Source organism: Glycomyces tenuis DSM 44171 (genome assembly GCF_000427885.1).
GTDB classification, from domain to species: domain Bacteria; phylum Actinomycetota; class Actinomycetes; order Mycobacteriales; family Micromonosporaceae; genus Glycomyces; species Glycomyces tenuis.
The window spans coordinates 210912-228891 of sequence record NZ_ATYW01000010.1; the positions used below are offsets into that span (position 1 = coordinate 210912).

Here is a 17980-nt window from a genome sequence, read left to right on the forward strand (position 1 = left end):
CGTGTCCGTCCCGCCCCTCGCACGGGTGATGCGGGGTTACCTCTCGCCGGTCCGCTCGTTGATCACCGCAGAGACTCGAACGAACGGTGGGTGACTCCTGTGGGACTCTTCGGCGTCATCGGGCGCGAGGCCAAAGGCGCGTTTCGATCGCTCAATTACGATGTGCACCACTCGAAGCGGTTCCGGCGGCTCGGTGTGCTGGCGGTGGCCGCGGTCGCCGGCGGCGTGATGGCCGCCGGGGTGCTGGTGCGCACGCCGGTCCCCGAACTGATCGGCATGGAGACGGACGAGAGCGGATCGGGCGTCACCGACGGCTGGTCCGGCTACGACTCCGACACCCAGGAGCAGGACGCCGAGACGACCGACCCGTCGGCCGACGGCGACGCGGTGCCGACGGGGGAGGCCACCGCGCCGAGCGGCCGGGTGCAGCCGGGCGATGAGGCGGGCGGGTCCGAGACCTCGACGGAGGCGCCGGGCGGGACGCCGGGGCTGACCCCGGTCGAGCCGCCCACCAGTCCGGCCTCAGAGGAGAACGACTCGTCCAGCGCCGAGCCGAGCGAGGAGCCGACGACGGCCGAGCCGTCCCCGAGCGGGACGCCGAGCGAGCAGCCGAGCCCCACGAAGAGCCCTTCGCAGTCGCCGACGCCGAGCGGGACGCCCACCGGCTAGCGCGTCAGCCGCGCACTGCGGCGGTCTCGGCCTCTCCGGCGTCATCTGGGTCCCCGGCCTCACCGGCTACCTCGGCGAGCTCGGCGCGGATCGCGGCGATGTTGCGTTTGACGGAGGCGACGTCGGGCGCGTCGTCGACGGCGGTGGCGCGGCGCTGCTCACGGGCCAGGACCGTCGCCAACCGCACCAGTTCGCCCTGCAACTGGCCGCGCAGCTGCGCGGCGCGCTTGCCCCAGCGTCTCGCGTCCTGGTTGCGGGCCTTGCGGCGGCTGCGCAGCGACCGCATCGTCGTCAGGTCCTCGGTGGTGACGACCGTTTCGGGCTGGTCGGACATGGTGGTGACGAACCAGCGCCATTCGGCGCGCGCCGCGAAGTGGTAGAGCACGAAGAACAGGCCCAGGATGATCAGGCCCTTGCCGTAGGTCAGCGGCACCACCACCCAGCCGTCCAGGCCCGGCACCCCCGGCAGGTTCCACAGCCCGTGCATGGCCATCGCCAGGGCGAACAGCCCGAGGGCGACCAGCACACGCACCCGCATCGGCTTCCTGACCTGCGTGACGAGGTAGGCGATGCCGAGCCCGGCAGTGCCCGAGTACAGCGGGTGCGACCAGGGGCCGGCGACGAGGACGCGCGTGAACGTGACGGTCATCGACCCGGCCCAGTCCGAGTTGGGGTTGATGACGGCGAAGTTGACCGCGTAGGTGAGGTTCTCGACGACCTGGAAGCCCAGGCCGACCAGGGCGCCGTAGATGAGGCCGTCGATGGACCGGTCGAAGTGCTCGCGGACGATGAGGACGAGCATGACCACGCCGACGGCCTTGAGCCACTCCTCGTTGAGCGGCCCGGCGATCGCGGGCCCCCAGGTGCGGGCCCAGCCGGCGTCGTTGAGCTGGGCGAGGACGACCAGGGCGGCGTCGTTGGCGATCATGGAGAACGAGACGGCGGCCAGGCCGCCCCAGCACATGGCGGCGGCCCTGACGGTGACCGGTTCGCGCTCGAACAGGTCGAGGCGGGCGAGGATCCACAGGAACACGGCGGCCAGGGCGGCGTTGATGGCGATCGAGGCCCACAGCGCCCCGGCGATGTCGCTGTACTCGGGCGACAGGACCCGGCCCAGGCTGATGAGCCCGAAACTGAGGCAGGCGACGTAGACCCAGTACGCGGGGCGCCTGACGCGGATGAAGGCGCCCTGGCTCTCGACGACGACACGCTCGGTGCGGACGCTCATGCCCCGCCCAGCACGAAACTCGAGACGAAGTCGTCGGCGCTGGCGGCGCTGTCGTCGAGCTGGCCGGAGGGCACGATCGTGATGACGGTGGCGGCGGCCCCGCCGTCGGTGCCGACCACGACGATGGACCCGGCTATGTTGCGTCCGTACAGGTCGGCGCGGTAGCCCTCCAGTCCGTTGACCTGGTTGCGGTATTCGCGGACGTTGCTGGCGGCGATCCCCGGCTGGGTGGCGGTGAGGCGGTCCGCCCGGCGCTCGAGGAGCCTGGTCAGGCTGGCGACCGCGGTGTCGACCTGGACGGTGGCGCTGACCTTGCCGCGGTTGAGCTCGATCCGGTACTCCGCGAGGGTCAGTCCGGTGCTCCAGCCGCTCCCCGGCGGCAGGAACTGGAGCCGGGCGTTGTCGACCGGGTAGGAGTGGAGCGTGATCGTCTCTCCGGGCACGAGCTTCTCGGTGGTGTCGCCGACGGCGCGCTCGAGCCCGGTCCACAGCGCCATCGGCAGCACGATGGCGACGGCGGCGAGGACGGTCTGCCACACGCGGCCGCGTTCCAGGCCGAGCCGGTTCAACCGTATGGTGGCCTCGCCCAAGTCCCCTCCCCGAGTCGCCGTGCGTGAGATGCGGAGCGGCAGTTGCCTTCCGCGCGTGCACTACCAGGTTACGGGGAGGGGACCGGGGCCCGCCCGCGGTTCAGTCGATCCGCGTGGTCCACCCGTGGGTGTCCTCGGCGCGGCCGTGCTGGATGTCGAGGATGGTCTGGCGCAGCTGCATGGTGAACTTGCCGGCCTCGCCGCCCGCGACGGTGAACGCGCCGTCCCGGGTCTTGACCGTCCCGATCGGGGTGATGACGGCGGCGGTGCCGCAGGCGAACGCCTCGGTGAGCGCCCCGGACTCGGCGTCGTCCCTCCACCGGGTGAGCGCGTAGTCGGTCTCGCGGACCTCCCAGCCGGACTCGGAGGCGAGCGTGAAGATCGCGTCGCGGGTGATGCCGGGCAGGATCGTGCCGAGCTTGGGGGTGTAGACGACCTGCTCGTTCTCGTACACGAAGAACAGGTTCATCCCGCCGAGCTCGTCGACGTACTCGTAGTTGACCGCGTCCAGGAACACCACCTGGTCGCAGCCGTGCTCGATGGCCTCGGACTGGGGCAGCAGGCTGGCGGCGTAGTTGCCGCCGCACTTGGCCGCGCCGGTGCCGCCGGGCCCGGCCCGGTTGTACTCCTCGGAGACCCACAGCGTCAGCGGTTGCGGCCCGTTCTTGAAGTAGGCGGCGGCCGGCGAGGCGATGACCATGTACTGGTACTCCTTGGCCGGTCGCACCCCGAGGAACTGCTCGGAGGCGAACATGAACGGCCGCAGGTACAGGCTGGCCTCCTCCTGGCCGGGCACCCAGTCGCGGTCGACGGCGAGCAGCTCGCGGATGGAGTCGAGGAACCACTGCTCGGGCAGGTGCGGCATCGCCATCCGCTCGGCCGAGAGGTTCATGCGCCTGGCGTTGGCCTCGGCGCGGAACAGGCCGATGCCGCCGTCGGGGTAGCGGTAGGCCTTGAGCCCTTCGAAGATCTCCTGCGCGTAGTGCAGCACCGCCGCCGAAGGAGACATGGTGATCGGGCCGAAGGGCCGGATGCGGGCGTCGTGCCAGCCGCGGTCGGCGTGGTACGACATGGTGAACATGTGGTCGGTGAACAGGGACCCGAATCCGGGGTCGGCGATCAAGCGGTCCCGCTCGGCGGCGGGGGTCGGGTTCGGGTGCGGCTCGCGCCGCAGGTCGGGAAGACCTTCGGTGGTCATGGGAATTCCTTCGGTGAATGCCTGCTGTATTGGTCGTTTTGCCTAACTTACCGCTCGTTCAGGTTGTCAGGCAGGTCGTGCTCGGGTCGCGGACGACACGGAAACGCCCGGCGAGTGTCACTCGCCGGGCGTACTCAGAGCTGGATGCTCGCTAGCTCAACTGTCCGGCGATGTCGGCGGCTACTCGCTCGCCCACCTCGGCGGTGCGGATCTCGGTGCCGGAGTCGCGTCCGGCCAGTTCGCGCTCGACCGCGGCGTTCACCGCGGCGGCGGCCTCGGCGCGGCCCAGGTGCTCGAGCAGCAGCGCGGTCGAGGAGATCGCGGCGATCGGGTCGGCGAGGCCCTGCCCGGCGATGTCGGGGGCCGAGCCGTGGACGGGCTCGAATGTCGAGGGGTGCGTGTGGTCGGGGTTGACGCACCCGGAGGCGGCCAGGCCGATGCCGCCGGTGACGGCGGCGGCGATGTCGGTGAGGATGTCGCCGAACAGGTTGTCGGTGACGATCACGTCGAAGGTGTGGGGGCGGCTGACCAGGAACATGGCGGCGGCGTCGACGTGCTGGTACTCGGTGGTGATGTCCGGGTACTCCTCGGCGACGTCGGTGAAGGCGCGCTGCCACAGCCCGCCGGCGTGGACGAGGACGTTGGTCTTGTGGACGAGCGTGAGGTGCCCGCCGCGGCGCTTGGCGCGCTCGAAGGCGTCGCGGACGACCCGCTCGACGCCGTAGCGGGTGTTCAGGCTCTCCTCGGTGGCGATCTCGGCGGACGAGCCGGTGTGGAGGTTGCCGCCGGCGCCGGTGTAGAGGCCCTCGGTGCCCTCGCGGACCACCACGAAGTCGATGTCGCCGGGCTTGACGTCGGCCAGCGGCGTGGACGCGCCGGGGTAGAGGCGGCTGGGCCGCAGGTTCACGTACTGGTCGAACTCGAAGCGGAGCCTCAGCAGCAGGCCGCGCTCGAGCACGCCGGGCGGGACCGACGGGTCGCCGATGGCCCCCAGGAGGATCGCGTCGTGTTCGTCGAGTTCGGACAGCACGCTGTCGGGGAGCACCTCCCCGGTGGCGTTGTAGCGGCGCGCGCCGAGGTCGTACTCGGTGGCCTCGTAGCCGGGGAGGGCCACGTCGAGCACCTTCCGGGCCTCGGCGATGACCTCTTGCCCGATCCCGTCGCCGGGGATGACCGCGATCCTGCTCATGCTGCCTCTCTGATCTGTTGCAATCGTGCGCTGGAGCGTCCCGATCGTCGGCGCACTGGAATGGACTGGTGCGCCGCGTCTGGTTCCCGCGCCGGGCCGAGGTCCGTGACACGGCGAGTCGACTGGTCCGGAGACACGGAATGCGGGCGGGTGCGTTCACCTTAACGCACCCGTCCCGCATTCCGACGAACGGCTCTCAATAGGTGGAACTGGGCGGCGGGTCCCCGCTTCGCGGAGGTCCCGTGTCAGTCCTCGAGGGTCACCGCGTTCGCCGCCGAGGCGCCCACGGTCTCCTTGATCCGGCCGAGCACCTCGGCGGGGACCGGGGCGTCGGTGGCCATGACCATGAAGGCGTCGCCGCCGGCGGCCTTGCGGGCCACCTGCATCGCGGCGATGTTGATGCCCAGGTCTCCCAGGGCGCCGCCGATGAGGCCGACCACCCCGGGCCGGTCGGTGTAGCGCAGGAACAGCAGCGAGCCCTCGGCGTCGATGTCGATCTCGAAGCCGTCGACGTGCGTGAGCTTGCGGGCCTCGTGCGGGCCGGGGCTGATCGTTCCCGACACCGTCAGCGTGGTGCCGTCGACGAGCGCGCCGCGCAGGGTGACCAGGGTCTGGAACTCGGCGGACTCGCGCGAGGTGTACAGGCCCAGCTCGACGCCGCGCTGCTCGGCGACCAGCGGCGCGTTCACGTAGGTGACCGAGTCGGCCACCTCGGTGAACAGGCCCTTGGAGGCGGCCAGCTGGAGCACCGAGACGTCGTTGTCGACCACTTCGCCGCGGACCTCGACCGTCAGGGACTGGACGGCGCTCTCGGCCAGCGCGGTGAAGGTCTTGCCGAGGCGCTCGGCCAGCGGCAGGAGCGGGCGCACGTCCTCGGCGACGATGCCCCCGGCCTGGACGTTCGCGGCGTCGGCCACGAACTCGCCGGCCAGTGCGAGCTTGACGCTCCTGGCGACGGCCAGCCCGGCGTTGTCCTGGGCCTCGCGGGTGGAGGCGCCCAGGTGCGGGGTGGCAACGACGTTGTCGAGGCCGAACAGCGGCGAGTCGGTGCACGGCTCGGAGTCGAAGACGTCGATGCCGGCGCCGGCGACGCGGCCGTCCTGGAGGGCGGCCACGAGCGCGGCCTCGTCGACCAGGCCGCCGCGGGCGGCGTTGATGATCCGCACGTTCGGCTTGACCTTGTTGAACGCGTCCTCGCCGAGGAGCCCGACGGTCTCGGGGGTCTTCGGGAGGTGGATGGTGATGAAGTCCGCGGCGTTGAGCAGCTCGTCGAGGCTGACGAGCTTGACACCGAGCTTCGCGGCCTGCGAGGGCTGCGCGTACGGGTCGTAGGCGATGACGTCCATGTCGAAGGCCTGCATGCGGGTGGTGACGAGCTGGCCGATCTTGCCGAAGCCGATGACGCCGAGGGTCTTGCCCTGGATCTCCACGCCGGTGAACTTCTTGCGGTCCCAGCGGCCCTCGCGGAGCGAGGCGTCGGCGCGCGCGGTGTGGCGGGCGCTGGCGAGCAGCAGCGTGATGGCCTGCTCGGCGGCGGAGACGATGTTGGAGGTCGGCGCGTTGACGACCATGACGCCGCGCTGGGTGGCGGCCGGGAGGTCGACGTTGTCGAGTCCGACCCCGGCGCGCGCCACGACCTTGAGCTTGGGCGCGGCCTCGAGCGCGGCGGCGTCGATCGTGGTCGCGGAGCGGACGATGACGGCCTCGGCGTCGACGAGGGCGGAGTGGAGGGAGCCGACGTCCGTTCCGTCGATCTCCCGGACGTCGAAGTCTCCGGAGAGCACTTCGATCGCTGCGGGCGCGAGTGGGTCTGCTACCACCACGACGGGTTTCGGTTCGGTCATGGATACCTCGCAAAGGTAAGAAGAGACGGAGGACCGGGCGCGGCGCTGCGTCGTCGCGGCCAATCGTATGTCGAACGCGTTAACGGCTCCTCACCGACCGGCGGGGGTCCAGATCGTGGAACGGCGGTCCCAATTCTCGTCTCGGGTGGTTCAGGCGAAGATCCAGTCGCGGACCCGCTGCGTGACCAGCAGCGATATCGCGGCGAAGTAGAGACCGGTCCAGACGGCGCCCACCAGCAGGAGCAGGGGCTGAGACGAGAACCACATGATGCCCATGGCGAAGACGGAGACTCCGCCGGTGAGCCCGAGGGCCGCGGAGGCGGTGGTCCACGTCCACGCCCAGCGCGCGCCGCGCCCGAGCGGGCCGGGCGACATCATGGCCTGCATCGCGAGGTAGCTCAGGAGGGCGGCGGCGCCCATCATCATGGGGTCGGGGTCGGTGATGAGCCGGTAGACGGCGACGGCGTCGCCGACCATGCAGAACACCATGGCCGTCCACAGCAGTCGGCGGATGAGGTCGATCTCGCGCGGGCGCGACCGTGCCGCGGCCGGCAGCACGGCGGGCGCGGACACCGCGGGCGGCGCAGGGGCCGGAACCGGAGACGAGGGCAGCGGGCCGAGCCGGGAACCGGGTGCGGCCAGTGCGGACACCACGGCGGGCGCGGGCCGCGCGAGCGGCCCATGGGCCGGAACCGGAGACGAGGGCAGCGGGCCGAGCCGGGAACCGGGTGCGGGCGGCGCGGCGGGCGCGCACCTCGTGCAGGGCATGGGGTGCCGGTGCGGCACGCAGTAGTGCGCGTGCGGACGCCCCTGGGCGGGGACTTGGTGTGCCACGGGAATCCTCCGAACGAGAACGTCCACCCATCCTGGCACTCGGACCCCGCCTCCGCCGGACGCGACGGTGACGATTTCATCTCATTTGTTGCGGCACAAAGCAAAGCGGAACGAGTCGCCATCGGAACGGACACGTTCCGCTACTCGTAGTGGGATTCCTCGTCGAGCAGGTCCGCCGCCTCGGAATCGGCCTCGCTCAAGACCTGCTTCACCACCGGGATCGCGATCCCGGCACCGTAGCCCTTGCGGGCCAGCATCCCCACCAGTCTGCGCAGCACCACCTCCGAGGGCTGCCCCGCCAGGCCGCGGTAGCGGCGGCGCGCCAATTGCAGTGCCGCCTCCCGCTCATCCTCGTCGCTGACCGCTTCGACCGCGGCCTCCACGAACTCGGCGTCCACGCCTTTGCGGCGCAGCTCCCCCGCCAGCGCCCGTTTCGACAGGCCGCGGCCGCGGTGCCTGGAGTCGACCCAGGCCCGCGCGAACACGGCGTCGTCGATCAACCCGACCTCGGAGTAGCGCTCCAGGATGTCGGCCACGACGTCTTCGGAGAAGCCCTTGCGGCGCATGGCGTCGCCGAGCTCGGAGTGCGTCCGCGGCCGCCCCGACAGCAGTTTGAGGCAGTACTGTCGGGCGGCCTCGGGGTCGTCGGGCTTAGAAGTCGACTGCGGCTTCTTCACCTTCGGCCTCACCGGCGGCGGCGGAGTCGTCCTCGGCGCCGACGCCCAGCTTCTCCTTGATCTTCTTCTCGATCTCGAGCGCGAGGTCGGGGTTCTCCTTGAGGTTGAGCCGGACCTTCTCCTTGCCCTGGCCGAGCTGGTCGCCCTCGTAGGTGTACCAGGCACCGGACTTCTTGACGATCCCGTGCTCGACGCCCATGTCGATGAGCGAGCCCTCCTTGGAGATGCCGTGCCCGTAGAGGATGTCGAACTCGGCCTGCCTGAACGGCGAGCCGACCTTGTTCTTCACGACCTTCACGCGGGTGCGGTTGCCGACGGCCTCGCCGCCGTCCTTGAGGGTCTCGATGCGCCGGATGTCCAGCCGCACCGAGGCGTAGAACTTCAGCGCCTTGCCGCCCGAGGTGGTCTCGGGCGAGCCGAACATGACGCCGACCTTCTCGCGCAGCTGGTTGATGAAGATCATGGTGGTACCGGTGTTGTTCAGACCGCCGGTGATCTTGCGGAGCGCCTGGCTCATGAGTCGGGCCTGGAGGCCGACGTGGGAGTCGCCCATCTCGCCCTCGATCTCGGCGCGCGGCACGAGCGCCGCGACGGAGTCGATGACGATGAGGTCGACCGCGCCGGAGCGGACCAGCATGTCAGCGATCTCCAGGGCCTGCTCGCCGGTGTCGGGCTGGCTGACGAGCAGATCGTCGACGTTGACGCCGAGCGCCTCGGCGTAGATCGGGTCGAGCGCGTGCTCGGCGTCGATCATCGCCGCGATGCCTCCTTCGGCCTGCACATTCGCCATGGCGTGAAGCGCGATCGTGGTCTTGCCGCTGCTCTCCGGGCCGTAGACCTCCACGATCCGGCCCTGAGGCAGGCCGCCGACTCCGAGCGCGGCGTCAAGCGCGATCGAACCGGTCGGAATGGTCCTGATGTTCTGCTTGGGCTTCTCCCCCAGTCTCATGACCGAGCCCTTGCCGAACTGCTTGTCGATCTGGGCCAGCGCGAGGTCGAGCGCCTTGCCCTTGTCCTGCGGGTTCGTCATGCCGCCCCCTCTTGATGCTGTTTGCTTCGCCATGCCGAATACGGTAGTCCCCTCGACCGACAACCTAGGGCAACGGCTTGTTCGAACAGGGCGCATCTTGCAAAGACGAAGAAGACGCAGCTCAGCGTCGTGAGAGACCAGCGCGTTCCGGAGTCGGCGCTCCTCGGGGGCGACGGCCGGGTGATCCGCGCGTTTCGAGCTCGGGCCCTCGCCGGCGGCGTTCGGACCGTTCGGGCCGCGCGCTCCGAGGTCAGCGGACGAGTCGGGCCGGGACGCGGTCGGGCCAGGTCCGGCACACCGCGATCCACACGGCCTTGGCGTTCTCGCCTTCGGCGAGCGCCTGGTCGATGGTGCGGCCGCCGAGCATGCCGATTGAGTGGTCGGAGGCGACGCTGCGGGCGTATCCGGCGCCGAAGGTCTCGTCCATGCGCTCCCAGAAGTCACTGAGCTTCATCAGCCCCTCGCCCCCTGCCGCGCGAACTCGAGTGGATGCCGATTCATGGCCCTACGGTAGGCGACACACTGGCCCGTGGACACAGGCGGATGGCAAGATTGCCGCGTGCCTCGCGTCAGCCAAGAACACCTCGACTCGCGCCGCCAGCAGATCCTGGACGGCGCCCGCTCCTGCTTCGCCCGGTTCGGGTACGAGGGGGCCACGGTGCGGCGTCTCGAGGAGGCCACCGGGCTCTCGCGCGGCGCCATCTTCCACCACTTCCGCGACAAGGACGCCCTGTTCCTGGCCGTGGCCTCGGTCGACGCGGCCGAGATGGCCGCGACGGTCGGCGAGCGCGGCCTGGTCGGCGTCATGCAGGACCTGACCGCCGCCGCCGACAAGCCCGAGACCGCGGGCTGGCTCGGCACCCAGCTCGAGGTGGCGCGGCGCCTGCGCACCGACCCGGAGTTCGCCGAGGCGTGGGGGCGCCGCCGCGAGGCGATCGCCGAGGCCAGCAGGGAGCGCCTGGAGCACCAGCGAGAGCTGGGCGTGCTGCGCACCGACGTCGACATCGAGGTCCTGGCGGGGTTCCTGTACCTGGTGTACGACGGCTTGACGCACTACCTGGCCGCGGGCCGCGAGGACCTCGCCATCACGCGGATCCTCCAGCTCGTGGAGGACGCCGTGCGGCGGCACTAGTGCCGCGTCTCGCACCGGCCGTCCGGTGCGCCGTCAGCACGCGGGGAGCTCGCCGGTGGAGTTGAGGTCGACGCCATCGACGATCAGCCACACGAACGGCATGTACCCGTAGCGTCCGGGTCCGTGCTCCAGGCGGATCCACAGGTTCGATTGGTTCTTGCCGGGGTGGTAGTCGTGGTAGCCGTCGATCTCGTCCGAGCCTCGGGGGACGATCTCGTCGCCTTCCGTGTAGCAGACCAGGTCGAAGACCTCGCCTACGGCGGCGTAGTCCACGGCTTCGTGTCCCCGTTCGGGTTCGGGGCTGACGCCCGGTTCGCCGCCCTGCTCCTGGCAGTAGTGGAGCGTTTGAGGGCAGTCCCAGTACACGGTGCCGGTGACCGCGGTGGTCGAGTGCCTCTCGATGATCGGTGTGGACTCCGGGTCTTCGCGATCCTGCCCCGGGCCGTATATCCAGATCTCGTAGGGGCTGGAGGCGTACAGTTCCTCGAACACGATCACGGTGCAGCTGAGTTCGCTCACGAACCGGCTCTGATGCGGCCCGTCGATCGCGGCCGAGCAGCCGGTCATGCTCGGCTCGGCATTGGTGAAGACCGTGATCGATGCGGTCGTGATCTCGGTGTCCACGACCTCCGCCGAATCCCAGTCGGCGGCTTCGTCGCCTTCCGTTCCGCCGTCGGTTCCACTGTCGTCCGCGCCCGGCTCGGCGCTCTCGCCTTCTTCCGATGTGTCGGTCTCGATGCCGGTGATCGTGCCGGACGGGTTCCCGTAGGCGTAGACGGCCGCGGCGATACCGCCCAGGACGGCGAGGGCCAAGGCGATGATGCCGATGAGCAGGGCCGGTGAGCGCCGGTCGGGGGGCGGGGCCGGAGGCAGGATCTGCGTGGGAGCCGGAGGCATCGTCGGCGTCGCGGGGGACGGCGCGGGCGGCACGGACTGGTTCGGTGAGACCGCGGCGGGCATGACCTGCGTCGGCACCGGAGGCGCCACGGGCGGTGCCGGCGCCGCTCCGGCGGTCACCGCCCCTTCGCTGACCACCAGCTCGGGTTCTTCGATGAGCGTCGGCGCGACGCCGAGCTCCTGGTGCAGCATCGTCGTCGCCAGTGGCATCCGGCTCGCGCCGCCGACCATGAAGATCCCGGCCAGCCGTTCGGGCTCCAGTCCGGCTTCGCGGACGACCGCCCTCGTGATGGCCACCGCCTGCTCCAGCAGCGGACGGGCCAGCAGTTCCAGCTCCGAACGCGTCAGCAGCTCCTCGGCGGCGAAACCGGGGATCACGACGTCGGCGGTCACCGTCCTCGACAGGCGCTCCTTGGCATCCCGCACCTCGTCGTAGAGCGCGAAGCGCAGCCGCTGCCGCTCGGCCCCCGAGTGCGGGTCCATCAGCGATCGCCATCGCTCCGACAGCTCCTCGGACGCCTCGTAGCGCCCGCCGATGTACTCCACGATCGCCTGGTCGAGGTAGTGGCCGCCGATGCGGTCCGAGCCGTCGACGGCGAGGACCTCGTAGCCGGCGGCGGTCCTCGCCACGGCGCTGGCGTCGAAGGTTCCCGCGCCGAGGTCGAAGACGACCACGGACCGGCCGGGCTCGAGTTCGTGGCCGAGGACCTCGACGAAGTACCTCGCGGCGGCGACCGGTTCGGGCAGGAGCGTGAGCGCGGCGGCCCCGGTGGAGGCGGCGGCGTCCCCGATGACGTGGCGCCGGGCCGGGCCCCAGCCTGCGGGCACGGTGACGGTGACCCGCTGCGGCGGCCCGGCGACCCGCTCGCACTCGCTCAGCACGCGACCGATCACGGCAGAGACGGCCTCGCGGATGGGTATGTCCTTATCCCCCAAGAGGATCGATGGGGAGCCGATTCGGAGCTTCGGGTTGCGTTCGTAGCGGCCGGGGTGTCGGCGGCCTTCGCGGACGGCGTCGCGGCCGACGAGAAGTGATGCATCGTTGTCGATATATATCCCGGATGGCAGGAGTGGACTGCCCTCGAAGAGCAGTTGGTGGCGCCTGCCGTCGACGCGCAGGACTGTCGCGACGGTGTGGTGGGTGCCGAAGTCGACGCCGAGGGCCGCGGCGGTCCGCTGAGTGTCCATTCACAGCTTTCGGAGGGGTGTCGGGCGGGAACCTCCTCAGGATACTCGGCCGCATCGCTCGCGGCATGGTTCGCGGTAGGCCGCAAGCGAAGGGCGGCCCCGAGGAGCGATGCTCCTCGGGGCCGCCCGGTGGTCGGCTGTCGGCGCTACCAGCTGCGGCGCGGGCGGTCGTCGCGGTCGCGACGGTCGCCGTCCCAGCGGTCGCGGCGGTCCCGGTTGCCCTGGAAGCCGCGGCCCCCGCGGTCGTCGCGGTCGCCTCGGAAACCCCCGCGGTCGTCGCGGAAGCCCTGGCGGTCCCCGCGGTAGCCGCCGCGGTCGCCTCGGTCGTCACGGTCGCGCTTGAAGCCCTGCTGGCGGTCGCCGTCGCGGCCGCGGTAGCCGCCGCGGTCGTCGCGGCCGCGGAAGTCGCGGTCGCCTCGGTAGCCCTGCTGGCGGTCGCCGTCGCGGTTCCCGCGGTAGCCGCCGCGGTCACCCCTGTCGCCTCGGTCGTCGCGGCTGCCCCGGTAGCCGCCTCGGCGGTCGCCGTCGCGGCCGCCGCGGTTGTAGCCGCCGCGTCCACCGCTGCGGTAGCCCCCGCCGCGGTCGTCGCGGTCGCGCCTCGAGCCCTTGTCGCGGCGTTCGCGCTTGGCCGGGCCCTCGACGAGCTCGCGCTCGGCCTGCTCGCGCAGGCGCGCGGCCTCGGCTCGCAGCCCGTCGACGTCCTCGCGGAGCCGCTCGATCTGGCGCTCCATGCGCTTGACCTCGGCCTCGTTCCGGTCCGCCTGGTGGTCGGCGCGCGCGGCCCGCAGGTCGGTGAAGTTCCGCGCCCCGAGCAGCTCGGCCAGCTCCGGGTCGAAGTTGTCGTTCACGAAGTGGCGCTTGGCCTCGACGCCGGCGCGCTCGATGAGGCTGAACATGCTGCGGTTCTGGTGCGGCAGCACCAGGGTGGCGACGGCGCCGGACTCGCCGGCGCGGGCGGTGCGCCCGGCGCGGTGCAGGTAGTCCTTGTGGGTCTTGGGCGGGTCGACGTGGAGCACCATGTCGACGCCGTCGACGTGGATGCCGCGCGCGGCGACGTCGGTGCACACGAGCGCGTCGAGGCGGCCGTTCTTGAACCGGTCGAGGACCTTCGAGCGGTCCTGCTGCGACATGCCGCCGTGCAGGCCCTCGGCGTTGACGCCGGCCTCGCGCAGCTCGTCGGCGATGCGGTCGACGGCGAGCTGGGTGCGCACGAAGACCATGGTCAGGCCGGGGCGTCCGGCGACGGCCGCGGTCATGGTGGCCTTGTCGCGCGGGCCGATGAGCAGCAGGTGGTGGGTCATGGTGGTGACCGCGCCGGCCGACGGGTCGACCGAGTGCTCGACGGGCTCGGACAGGTACTTCTTGACGAGGACGTCGATCTCCTCCTCCAGCGTGGCCGAGAACAGCATGCGCTGGCCGTCGGGCAGCTGGTCGAACAGCTCCTCGACCTCGGGCAGGAAGCCCATGTCGGCCATCTGGTCGGCCTCGTCGAGGACGGCGACCTCGACCGAGTCGAGGGAGCACTCGCCGCGCCGGATGAGGTCGCGCAGGCGCCCGGGGGTGGCGACGAGCATGTCGACCCCGGCGCGGAGCGCGTCGATCTGGCGGGAGAACGCGGTGCCGCCGCATACGACCTTCATCTCGATGCCGACGGCGTCGCCGAAGGTCTGGAGCGAGTCGGCGACCTGGATCGCGAGTTCGCGGGTCGGGGTCAGGATGATCGCCCTCGGGTGCTTCGGCTTGGTGCGCCCGCCCGCGGCGAGGCGGGCCAGGGCCGGCAGGCCGAAGGCCAGGGTCTTGCCCGAGCCGGTCTGGGCGCGGCCGAGGACGTCGCGTCCGGCGAGCGCGTCGGGGATGGTGGCGGCCTGGATGGGGAAGGGCACCGCGATGCCCTTCTCGGCGAGCGCCGCGGTGATCTTCTCGGGGAGCCCGAGGTCCTCGAACGCCGTCTGGGTCTCGTCGGGGTTCACCACGTCGGTCTCGACGGTGAACTCCTCGGCGTGGGCCGCGGGTGCTTCGGTGGTGTTCTCGGGTGTCTCGTTCGTGGTGTCGGGCTGTTCTACGGCAGCATCCGACGGGGTCGGGTCAATGGTCATGGTTCGCCTTCCGCGAGGACATGTGCGATGCACGTTCCGCGGATGCTTTGATTCACCATAAGCCGACGGTGATGGGGGCGGGACGCGCCTGATCGGGCCACTTGACGGGCCAGCTATTGACAATAGCCGACCATGAGGTGGTCGTGCCACCGTCATGGCCGGCTTGTGGGTGGGGACACCTTCAGGCGTCGAGTCTGAGCATGAATTCCCCTGAGGCGTCGACGGTCTCGTAGCCCATCTTGACGTTGATGTCGATCATGTGGGCGTTGACGTCGGCGTTGTCGGTCCAGATGGTCTCCACGTTCGGGAACTGCTCGCGCAGCAGGCGCAGGTTGACCACCTTGACGAGCGTGCCGAGCCGGTGGCCGCGGTGGTCGGGGTCGACGATGGTGATCCACTGGAAGCCGTGCCGGAAGTCGCGGTCCTCGAACACGCCGATGACGGTGTTGGCGACGACCTCGCCGGAGGCGCGGTGGCGCGCCACGGTGGTGACCGGGATGATGCCGATGGCCTCGGTGCGGACGGCTTTGGCCTCCTTGAGCTCGGCGTCGATGGTCTCCGGTTCGAGTTCGAGCTCGCCCAAGGGGACCTCCGCCAGGATCATGGAGTCCAGGCGGCACATGGTCTCCACCAGTTCGGCCGGGGTGCGGCCGAGCCAGGAGATGACCTCGTACTCGTCGCCGGCTGCGGCGACGGCCTTGTCGAGGAGGGCCTGCTCGGCCTCAGGGCTCATCGCGTCGCTCGCGCAGCGGCGGTTGACGCAGGTCAGTGCCAGCTTGAAGCCGCGCTTCTCGAGGAACCGCCGGCCCGCTTCGCTGCGTTGGGGGCCGTCTTCCCAGGTCATGCGTGTGGTGAGGCTCAGTTCGGTGCGCTTGTCGGCGCGGGCGTAGTCGATGAACTTGTCGAGCAGTGCGGTGCCGATGCCGCGGCGGCGGTGGTCGGGGTGGACCATCAGGTCGGCCCCGGCGAAGTGCAGGTTGTCCCGTTTGGGGAGGCCGATGCTCAGCCTGCCGACGACGGCGCCGTCGTCGACGGCGACGAAGTCGACCTCGTCCTCGTCGGGAGCGGGGTGGGCGAGGGCCTTGACGAACACGCCCTCGTGGGGCGGCGGGCTCTCGGGGTCGTCGACCGCGTGGGCGGCGCACAGGACCTCGAAGGCGCCGGATACGAGGGCGCCGTCCGCTGGGTCGAGTTCGATGATCTCCATGGGATCAGTGTGGGCGGTCGGAGTCACGGCGGCAATCGAATTAACCGGTCGCTTCCAGGCGGTCGACGCTCCAATGTGAGCTTGTAGGAGACGCGAGCGTCGACGGTTTCGAAGCCGAGGCGCTCGTTGATGGCGACCATGTGGGCGTTGGTGTCCGCGTTGCCGGCCCAGATCTCCTTGACGTGCCCGAAGCGGTCGCGCAGCTGCCGCAGGTTGGCGAGTTTGACCAGCAGGCCGAGGCGGTGGCCGCGGTGCGCGGGGTCGACGATCGTGATCGCCTGGTGGGCTTGCGCGTCGTCCGCGAAGACGTGGATCGACGTGTACGCGGCCATGACGCCGCTGCCCTTGTGGAAGGCCGCGGCGCACGGGCGCGTCGCCCCGAGGGTCTCGGTGCGCTCGTCCCTGGCGCGGATGTAGTCGACGTCGATCTCTCGGCGGTGCAGGTCCACATCGCCGAGCGGGATCTCGTCGAAGATCATGGATTCGATGCGACCCAGCGGCTCCAGGTACTCCTCGGGGGTGTGTCCGGTCCACTGCACGAGCTCGTAGTCGTCGCCGGCGCCCGCCTCGGCCTCGGATCGGAGCCGCCGCTCGGTCTCGGCGTCGAGGGCGGCGACCTCCAGCCGCCGGTCGACTTCGGTGAGCGCGGCGGTGAAGCCGCGCTGCTCCAGGAACTCCGGTCCGGCGGTCGGACGCACCGGACCGTCCTCCCAGGTGACGCGGGCGAGGACGACGATTTCGGTGCGGGCCTCGGCGCGGGCGGTCGCCAGCAGGTGCTCGAGCAGCGCCGTGCCGACACCGCGGCGGCGATGCCCGGGGTGGACGGTGATCTCGGCTTCGGCGTAGTGGTCGTTGCTCTTCATCGGCAGGTAGAGGCGCAGGTAGCCGAGCGTTTCATCGCCGTCGACCGCGAGGTGGCCGCGCAGTTCGGTGTGCGGCAGGGGGTGGATGAACTCGCCGGTGAAGAAGTGTTTGGGACCCATGGGCAGCTCGGGCGTCTCGGTGCGGTTGGCGAGCTCCAGCAGCGTCCAGGCGCGGTCGACCTGGTCGGCGTCGGTCGGGTTGAGGCGATGGATCTCCATGTGCGTTCCTCAGGCTTCGAGCTTGCGCTGGTACTCGCCGTAGGCGTCGACGGTCTCGTAGCCGAGGCGCTCGTTGATGGCGATCATGTGGGCGTTGACGTCGGCGTTGTCGGTCCAGATCTCCTTGACGTGACCGAAGTGCTCGCGCAGTTGGCGGAGGTTGGCGAGCTTGGTCAGCAGGCCGAGGCGGTGGCCGCGGTGGGCGGGGTCGACGATCGTGATGCCCTGGTGCGCGGCGGTGTACGGGCCGTCGTCCACGCCGATGTCGCTCCAGGCGACGATCTCACCGGTGGCCTTGTGGACCGCGACGCTGGTGACCTTGATGTATCCCTCGGCTTCGTTGACGGCTTCGGCGGCGCGGAGTTTCTCGTCGTCGGACTCCTCGGGCTCCACGTCGAGTTCGCCGAGCGGGATCTCACTGACGATCATGGACTCCATGCGGCACAGGGAGACCACGAGATCGTCGGGGACGCGTCCGACCCACTGGCGCAGTTCGTAGTCGTCGCCCGCGGCGGCGAGCGTCTCGGCGAACATGCGGTCCTCTTCGGATGGTTCGATCGCGTCCACCATGCAGCGGCGGTTGACGCAGGTGAGCGCCCGCGAGAATCCTCGCTTCTCGAGGAAGCCCGCACCCGCCTCGGTGCGGGCCGGGCCGCCTTCCCAGAAGAGCGCGGCCTCGGTGTTGAGGGTGGTGCGACCCGCTTCGAGCGTGATCTCGACGGCCCGGTCGAGCAGCGCCGAGCCGACGCCTCTCCGGCGGTGCTCGGGATGGACGAACACGCGGAGTTGCGCGAGATGAGGATTCGAGTCGAGGTAGAAGGTGAGGTTCATGTGGCCGACGACGCGGCCGTCATGCTCGACGGCGAACCACCGCCTGCGGCGGCCGGGCCACTGATGGGTGAACGTGGTCTCGAAGAAGCGCCGCACCGGGATCGGGTTCTCCGGTGTGTCGGCGGTGTGGGCGGCGGTGAGCACGTCGAAGGATCCCGCTATCAGCCCGGGGAAGGACGCGTCGAACTCGGTTGTCTGCATGGTGTTCAGTGTGGTCGGAAATCGCGACGCCGCTCAAGCGGATTTCCGGATCGCCCGTACGGCCCGCATCGGCCGACCGTTCGGCCG

16 protein-coding genes are annotated in these 17980 nt (G+C 70.5%); 2 read left to right on the plus strand and 14 right to left on the minus strand.

All coding sequences use genetic code 11. The annotated features are described in order from the left end of the window. Nucleotides 1–90: 90 nt before the first annotated feature. Nucleotides 91–669 (plus strand): hypothetical protein, encoded by a 579-nt coding sequence (locus YWW_RS0113845; protein WP_155830172.1) that lies wholly within the window; start codon nt 91–93, stop codon nt 667–669. Between the two features lie 4 nt (nt 670–673). On the opposite strand, the gene YWW_RS30330 is transcribed toward YWW_RS0113845, so the two are convergent. From YWW_RS30330 to YWW_RS0113890, 9 genes are all read right to left on the minus strand, one after another. Further along, nucleotides 674–1897, minus strand: coding sequence for a PrsW family intramembrane metalloprotease (locus YWW_RS30330; RefSeq protein ID WP_035698649.1), 1224 nt, complete (start codon nt 1895–1897; stop codon nt 674–676). After that, on the minus strand, nt 1894–2487 hold the full coding sequence (locus tag YWW_RS0113855) for a hypothetical protein (protein ID WP_026930592.1): 594 nt from the start codon (nt 2485–2487) through the stop codon (nt 1894–1896). Before YWW_RS0113855 ends, YWW_RS30330 begins: the two co-directional genes overlap by 4 nt. A 100-nt stretch (nt 2488–2587) precedes the next feature. Continuing rightward, nucleotides 2588–3685: a branched-chain amino acid aminotransferase gene (locus tag YWW_RS0113860; RefSeq protein WP_035698647.1), complete on the minus strand. Its 1098-nt coding sequence runs from the start codon at nt 3683–3685 to the stop codon at nt 2588–2590. 151 nt (nt 3686–3836) lie between these two features. After that, nucleotides 3837–4874, minus strand: coding sequence for a 3-isopropylmalate dehydrogenase (locus YWW_RS0113865; RefSeq protein ID WP_026930594.1), 1038 nt, complete (start codon nt 4872–4874; stop codon nt 3837–3839). Between the two features lie 245 nt (nt 4875–5119). Then, complete coding sequence (gene serA, locus YWW_RS0113870) at nt 5120–6718, minus strand: phosphoglycerate dehydrogenase (protein WP_026930595.1); 1599 nt, start codon at nt 6716–6718, stop codon at nt 5120–5122. A 150-nt stretch (nt 6719–6868) separates the two neighbouring features. Beyond that, nucleotides 6869–7552 carry a hypothetical protein gene (locus YWW_RS35980; RefSeq protein WP_155830173.1) on the minus strand — a complete coding sequence of 228 codons (684 nt, stop codon included), beginning with the start codon at nt 7550–7552 and terminating at the stop codon, nt 6869–6871. 140 nt (nt 7553–7692) lie between these two features. Continuing rightward, entirely contained in the window at nt 7693–8229 is a 537-nt protein-coding gene (locus tag YWW_RS0113880) for a regulatory protein RecX (RefSeq protein WP_026930597.1), read from the minus strand. Further along, complete coding sequence (gene recA, locus YWW_RS0113885) at nt 8204–9259, minus strand: recombinase RecA (protein WP_026930598.1); 1056 nt, start codon at nt 9257–9259, stop codon at nt 8204–8206. The genes YWW_RS0113880 and recA overlap by 26 nt, the downstream gene beginning before the upstream one ends. A 250-nt stretch (nt 9260–9509) precedes the next feature. Next, entirely contained in the window at nt 9510–9713 is a 204-nt protein-coding gene (locus YWW_RS0113890; protein ID WP_026930599.1) for a DUF3046 domain-containing protein, read from the minus strand. 105 nt (nt 9714–9818) lie between these two features. On the opposite strand from YWW_RS0113890, the gene YWW_RS0113895 reads away from it, so the two are divergent. Next, a complete protein-coding gene (locus YWW_RS0113895; RefSeq protein WP_026930600.1) occupies nt 9819–10391 on the plus strand; it encodes a TetR/AcrR family transcriptional regulator in 573 nt (190 codons plus the stop codon). Nucleotides 10392–10424: 33 nt separating this feature from the next. Here the strand turns inward: YWW_RS0113895 and YWW_RS37780 are convergent, their stop codons facing one another. The 5 genes from YWW_RS37780 to YWW_RS30355 form a co-directional block, all read right to left on the minus strand. Next, nucleotides 10425–12476: an Hsp70 family protein gene (locus YWW_RS37780; RefSeq protein WP_051325784.1), complete on the minus strand. Its 2052-nt coding sequence runs from the start codon at nt 12474–12476 to the stop codon at nt 10425–10427. A 146-nt stretch (nt 12477–12622) separates the two neighbouring features. After that, nucleotides 12623–14572 carry a DEAD/DEAH box helicase gene (locus tag YWW_RS30340; protein WP_051325785.1) on the minus strand — a complete coding sequence of 650 codons (1950 nt, stop codon included), beginning with the start codon at nt 14570–14572 and terminating at the stop codon, nt 12623–12625. Nucleotides 14573–14753: 181 nt separating this feature from the next. Further along, entirely contained in the window at nt 14754–15779 is a 1026-nt protein-coding gene (locus tag YWW_RS30345; protein ID WP_051325786.1) for a GNAT family N-acetyltransferase, read from the minus strand. Between the two features lie 23 nt (nt 15780–15802). Continuing rightward, the gene (locus YWW_RS30350) at nt 15803–16861 is read right to left on the minus strand and encodes a GNAT family N-acetyltransferase (RefSeq protein ID WP_051325787.1); all 1059 of its coding nucleotides are present in this window, start codon (nt 16859–16861) and stop codon (nt 15803–15805) included. A gap of 9 nt (nt 16862–16870) precedes the next feature. Further along, entirely contained in the window at nt 16871–17893 is a 1023-nt protein-coding gene (locus tag YWW_RS30355) for a GNAT family N-acetyltransferase (RefSeq protein ID WP_051325788.1), read from the minus strand. Between the last annotated feature and the right edge of the window lie 87 nt (nt 17894–17980).

Excerpts from the sequence above, each read along its gene's own strand:
- YWW_RS0113890 (WP_026930599.1), bottom strand. The coding sequence starts at position 9,713 with ATGAAGCTCAGTGACTTCTGGGAGCGCATGGACGAGACCTTCGGCGCC.
- YWW_RS30345 (WP_051325786.1), bottom strand. The coding sequence starts at position 15,779 with ATGGAGATCATCGAACTCGACCCAGCGGACGGCGCCCTCGTATCCGGC.
- YWW_RS0113865 (WP_026930594.1), bottom strand. The coding sequence starts at position 4,874 with ATGAGCAGGATCGCGGTCATCCCCGGCGACGGGATCGGGCAAGAGGTC.
- YWW_RS30340 (WP_051325785.1), bottom strand. The coding sequence starts at position 14,572 with ATGACCATTGACCCGACCCCGTCGGATGCTGCCGTAGAACAGCCCGAC.
- YWW_RS30355 (WP_051325788.1), bottom strand. The coding sequence starts at position 17,893 with ATGCAGACAACCGAGTTCGACGCGTCCTTCCCCGGGCTGATAGCGGGA.
- YWW_RS30350 (WP_051325787.1), bottom strand. The coding sequence starts at position 16,861 with ATGGAGATCCATCGCCTCAACCCGACCGACGCCGACCAGGTCGACCGC.
- serA (WP_026930595.1), bottom strand. The coding sequence starts at position 6,718 with ATGACCGAACCGAAACCCGTCGTGGTGGTAGCAGACCCACTCGCGCCC.
- recA (WP_026930598.1), bottom strand. The coding sequence starts at position 9,259 with ATGACGAACCCGCAGGACAAGGGCAAGGCGCTCGACCTCGCGCTGGCC.
- YWW_RS37780 (WP_051325784.1), bottom strand. The coding sequence starts at position 12,476 with ATGGACACTCAGCGGACCGCCGCGGCCCTCGGCGTCGACTTCGGCACC.
- YWW_RS30330 (WP_035698649.1), bottom strand. The coding sequence starts at position 1,897 with ATGAGCGTCCGCACCGAGCGTGTCGTCGTCGAGAGCCAGGGCGCCTTC.
- YWW_RS0113860 (WP_035698647.1), bottom strand. The coding sequence starts at position 3,685 with ATGACCACCGAAGGTCTTCCCGACCTGCGGCGCGAGCCGCACCCGAAC.